Below are 4,462 nucleotides of genomic sequence, written 5' to 3' on the forward strand. Positions count from 1 at the left end.
CGATTCTACGTACATCTGCCATCGTTTTCACCTTACCGCCCACCTCTCAGAATACTTGGAGAGGGAAGGCTTTCCTTCTTGGGGGGGTCAAAAACGAATTGGCGTTTCCTTAAATAGAGGGGTCAAAATTGAGTCGGCGAAAACACTCTTATGCCGCCCAGGTAGAATCAGGATACGGGGCCGCTGAGATTTTACAGAAAATTCGGCACACTTCTCCGTGTTGACCTAGATCCTTTAACCAATAGGCTCCTCATAGCTGAATCAATCAAAAGAGTAATTGAAGCCCAAAGTCCTTTTGACCAAATTGACTAGAAGAAGCCACTAGCTCTGAGGCCAAAGCCCTGGTAGTATAGTAGGGGCGGCAAGTAGTCCCGGCTGACGGCCAAAAAAGGGGCCTATCCGAGAATGAGGCCCCCTTGCAAAGGCCCGAAAAATGAAAACTGAAGATCTCGATTAGAGTTATTTTATATAGATTGGAGTCATTTTAAGTAAGCCTCTCTTTCTCTTCGTCCAATCTCTCATGAAGGTTTTTATATAATTTATCTACTGCTTCTGGATCAACCCAGTCACATCCCAAATCAAAATTCTTTCGCTTTAATGATACAGGATATTTGCTCATCCATATGACGCACTTTGAGAGTGCATCCAAAATATTCTCATAATCGGTAAATCCATAAATATTGTTACTATTTAATAACCAAATTGTATTATGTGTACCCATGCGCTCTTTAATTAATTCAGTGTTGTTCCTTAAATATTCTGGGTGTCTGATCATTATAATACCTTTAACTAGATTTTCGATAGACAAACCCATTAATAAATAATAAGTATATATTAAATGTACGTCACGTTCAAACCATTCCTCTTCGGGCACATCCATTCTTCCGCCCTCTTGAGAACTTAATTCTTTGATTGCGGGTTTATATCTCTCCAATATAACATCTGCTGCATATTTTAAGTATTTGGCATATCCTTCCCAACCCATAGGACCCATACCTTTGGCTCTTTCTATAAAATCATCGTCGATCATTTTTTCAAGTTCTTCAGGAGTCAGAGGCCATTCTGTCATGTTATCAATTAAGGGCTTTAGTAGAAGAATAAACCTGTTGAGGTGGCCCTACGATCTACATTGAGCTATAGCCATAAATAGAGGACATGGTTCTCCCCTTACCCTGGAAAAGTGTTTATCTGAAAAAGATTACAACAGGCTTGGAGACAAATCTAGGAGAAATCCAAGAAGCGATATCAAGAAAGAGAAATTAGTGCGGGGGACGGGATTCGAACCCGCGAACGCCTGCGCGACAGGGCCCTCAACCCTGCTCCTTTGACCTGGCTTGGAAACCCCCGCTCACAAATATGGGTAACAGATCGGCTCGCTTAGCCGATCCCAGCTCTAAGATAGCTCTGCCAGCTTTGAATCGAGGTCAAGAGCTCTCATCTTGATCTCATCCACTGCTCTTGCCACCAGATCCTTGGCGGCAACAGATCCGCTGCCCTCGATGGAAACCACAAAGGAATCATGGATGGGCTTAAGATCAATGGCTGCGGCCTCACAGGCACCAACGCAGAGCTTGCACAAGGAGCATTCCAGTATATTTGTAGCTTTCGCTCTGCCCTCCTCTATCACCAGGATATCACGAGGACAGGCCTCAACGCACTTTCCGCACCCATCGCATGCCTCGCTCACAGTGATGCTGGGCAGATTCTTGTAGCCGCACAGAGTTCCTGCCTGCCACTTGGAGTGCTCTTTGCCCACTCTCTTGGTGGCATAGCCCTCCATCACCAGCTTCTCTCCCTCACCCAAAATCACCAGTGGGATCTTATCGAAGGCCGGACGGACTCCGGGATCGGTGAACTGAATGTCCTCAGAGTAAACCATCCCAGGCCCCTCCTTGGAGAGCATGAAATCCACCCGGCATCCGGGACATCCCGTCCCGCCGCACTGGCAATCCTCAGGCTGGGAGAAGAGGTCCAGCTCGTCTGCCACCAGCGGGACTTCCCCTATCCTCAATCCTATCTGCTCGTCAAATAGAACCGAGGTATTGTCATAGAGGTTGATCTCATCTATGGCCAGTATCGGAACCTCGCTCATGCAGGCCCGGCGAATGCCATTGGCGAAAGCGGCGCTAACGCCGCTGAGGAGGTACCGGATGCGGTCCTCCCTCAGCTCAAGCAACTCGAAATTCAAGCTTTACACCCTTCGACCCCTCTTTCCTCCTCTGGGCTTGGTCCCATCGTGAGGTATGGGGGTCGCATCTTCTATCCTGCCGATCCGGAGGCCCGCCCGCGCCAGAGCCCTGATGGCCGCCTGTGCGCCCGGTCCTGGAGACCTCTGCTGATTCCCGCCAGGAGCACGTACCTTGACGTGAACTCCTACGATTCCCTTGTCCTTCACAGCGTCAGCGACCTGCATGGCCATCTGCATGGCTGTGTAGGGAGAACTCTCGTCCCTGGCTGCCTTGACCACCATTCCGCCCGAGATCTTGGCCAGAGTCTCTGCTCCGGTCTGGTCGGTGATGGTGATGATCGTGTTGTTAAAGGACGAGAATATATGGGCAATGCCCCACTTTCCTTCTGCCATTTATCCTTCCACCCTGGGTGTTCTGGATGCTCTCTCCGGATGACCCTCGCTGGCCATGGGAGAGCCCATGTAATAGTCAATGCTCATCTCCTCGCCCCTGGGCACGAGATAACCAGGAACATCCACTCTCCTCCCGGAGACCTGTATATGGCCGTGGACGATGAACTGTCTGGCCTGCTTCAGGGAGTTGGCCAGCCCTTGCCGGTAGACCTGGGTCTGCAGCCTTCTCTCCAGAACGTCGTTGACCTTCATGGATAAGATGGAATCCAGATCACCCTCCTCTTTGAGCATTCCCAGCTTCTTGAGGCGGTTGAGGATGGCCTGTGCCTGGGGAGGCTCCTCTCCCAAAGATACCGCTGCCAAGAGCTTTCTGCTGGCCTGCCTGTACTTCTTTAAAACGGCCTGAGCCTTCCACAGCTCTCTCTTGTTTCGCAGTCCATAAGCCTTGACTACCTCCACCTCTCCCGCGATCCTCTCCGCCTGCCAGGGAGTACGTGGCCTGGCATACATCTTTCGACTCTTGCCTGGATATCCCATCTCTTACCACCTTCTCCTTTCCTATTCCTTGGCAGCCGATCCCGCGGCTGGTGCTCCTTCCCTCTTTCTGCTGACGCCTACGATTGCGCCCGTGCGTCCGGTTGACCTGGTCTTCTGGCCCCTAACCCTCAGACCCCGTTCATGCCTGAGCCCTTTATAGCTCCTCATCTTCTTCATGAGATCGAGGTCTTCGCGGAGGGTCATATTCAGGTCCATGCCCATGATGTGAATATCTTTGCCGGTCTCGATATCGCCTCGCCGGTTGACCATCCAAACGGGCAGTATATTGATGGCGTCCTCTTCCACGACCTTCTTCAGCTTATCGATCTCTGCATCAGGAAGCAGTCCGAGGGTGGCATTGGGATCCACTCCCGCTCTCTCGGTGAAGATCTTGGCGCATCTGCGGCCCACGCCCTTGATGCCTGTCAGGGCCATGTGGACCTGTCTCTTTCCGGCCAGATCGGTATTCAAAATGCGAACTATATGCCTGAGCTCTTCATCAGAGCCCTTCTTAGGCTTCTCTTCTGCCTTCTTAGGCTTCTCTTTTCCTGCAGTTGGTTTTGCCAAGTTAGTCCTCCAGGGAACTTTATTCCTCTGGATCAGCCCCGGGTCACAGCCCGACGCCGCCCGCTCAACACGTTGTGGGGCGAATTAATCCAATGAGCCAAAGTGAAGTTATGCTTCTCGTATAAAAGACTTATGAGGATTTGGCCGTTTGGGATTCCAGCTCGATCTCGTTATCCTGGACCCACTCTCCGAGCGCCTCTTTCTCCCGAATGTCTTCGTAATCATACAAGGTCTGCAGAAGGCCTCTCTCATCCAGGAGCTCCTTGAACCGCCGGTAGGCTCCACGACGGCTAAAAATCCTCTGGACGAGATCCAGATCGTCTTGCAGATGCACCTCTGCAAATTCAATCACAAGCGTCTGTCCCAGGTCAAGGTCGTTTTTATGTGGGATCTCTATAAAATGATCGCAGTCAAACTCGTCCTCATCTTCCTCTTTTGGATCGTCCCATTCGGATCGATAGATTATCTCGCCATTATCCAGGCACAGAAACGCTCTATTCATCCCGTAATCGTCAGAGCTCACATAGAAGAAGGCGTGGTGAATCTCTTCAAATGTGGTCATGTTTATCTCTGATCCTTTGAATTTATATGCACCGTATCTTACCATTATACTACGATAAAAGCCTTGGGCTAATATTATGACGGTAGTGTCCCGATTGTGATGTAAAATAGTAGTAATAATCCTGGCGATGTATTGGATGCTGCTTTGGTAGTAGCAGCATTTTTGATCATTTGCAAGAATTATAATAGGCCCTGTATCCATACTTGAGTTGTCTC

General features: G+C 50.0%; 6 protein-coding genes and 1 tRNA gene. All 7 read right to left on the reverse strand.

The window, feature by feature from the left end; genetic code table 11:
- Positions 1–484: 484 nt before the first annotated feature.
- Entirely contained in the window at positions 485–1,069 is a 585-nt protein-coding gene (locus tag BP727_RS11020) for a hypothetical protein (RefSeq protein ID WP_286858826.1), read from the reverse strand.
- A 194-nt stretch (positions 1,070–1,263) separates the two neighbouring features.
- Positions 1,264–1,348: transfer RNA gene (locus tag BP727_RS11025), tRNA-Leu, on the reverse strand.
- Between the two features lie 45 nt (positions 1,349–1,393).
- Positions 1,394–2,188, reverse strand: a complete 795-nt coding sequence (locus BP727_RS11030; protein ID WP_013718526.1) for a DNA-directed RNA polymerase subunit D — start codon at positions 2,186–2,188, stop codon at positions 1,394–1,396.
- A gap of 3 nt (positions 2,189–2,191) precedes the next feature.
- Positions 2,192–2,581 carry a 30S ribosomal protein S11 gene (locus BP727_RS11035; protein ID WP_013718525.1) on the reverse strand — a complete coding sequence of 130 codons (390 nt, stop codon included), beginning with the start codon at positions 2,579–2,581 and terminating at the stop codon, positions 2,192–2,194.
- The gene (locus BP727_RS11040; protein ID WP_013718524.1) at positions 2,582–3,118 is read right to left on the reverse strand and encodes a 30S ribosomal protein S4; all 537 of its coding nucleotides are present in this window, start codon (positions 3,116–3,118) and stop codon (positions 2,582–2,584) included. It lies immediately after the preceding gene.
- 21 nt (positions 3,119–3,139) lie between these two features.
- Positions 3,140–3,685 carry a 30S ribosomal protein S13 gene (locus BP727_RS11045; RefSeq protein WP_013718523.1) on the reverse strand — a complete coding sequence of 182 codons (546 nt, stop codon included), beginning with the start codon at positions 3,683–3,685 and terminating at the stop codon, positions 3,140–3,142.
- Between the two features lie 130 nt (positions 3,686–3,815).
- Positions 3,816–4,462: hypothetical protein (locus BP727_RS11050; RefSeq protein ID WP_286858829.1), on the reverse strand; the 647-nt coding region annotated here is incomplete at its 5' end.

The organism is Methanosaeta sp. UBA356 (genome assembly GCF_002496465.1).
GTDB classification, from domain to species: domain Archaea; phylum Halobacteriota; class Methanosarcinia; order Methanotrichales; family Methanotrichaceae; genus Methanothrix; species Methanothrix soehngenii.

What these genes read in the sequence shown, in the direction of transcription:
- BP727_RS11020 (WP_286858826.1), bottom strand. Translation starts at nt 1,069, where the DNA reads ATGACAGAATGGCCTCTGACTCCTGAAGAACTTGAAAAAATGATCGAC.
- BP727_RS11035 (WP_013718525.1), bottom strand. Translation starts at nt 2,581, where the DNA reads ATGGCAGAAGGAAAGTGGGGCATTGCCCATATATTCTCGTCCTTTAAC.
- BP727_RS11040 (WP_013718524.1), bottom strand. Translation starts at nt 3,118, where the DNA reads ATGGGATATCCAGGCAAGAGTCGAAAGATGTATGCCAGGCCACGTACT.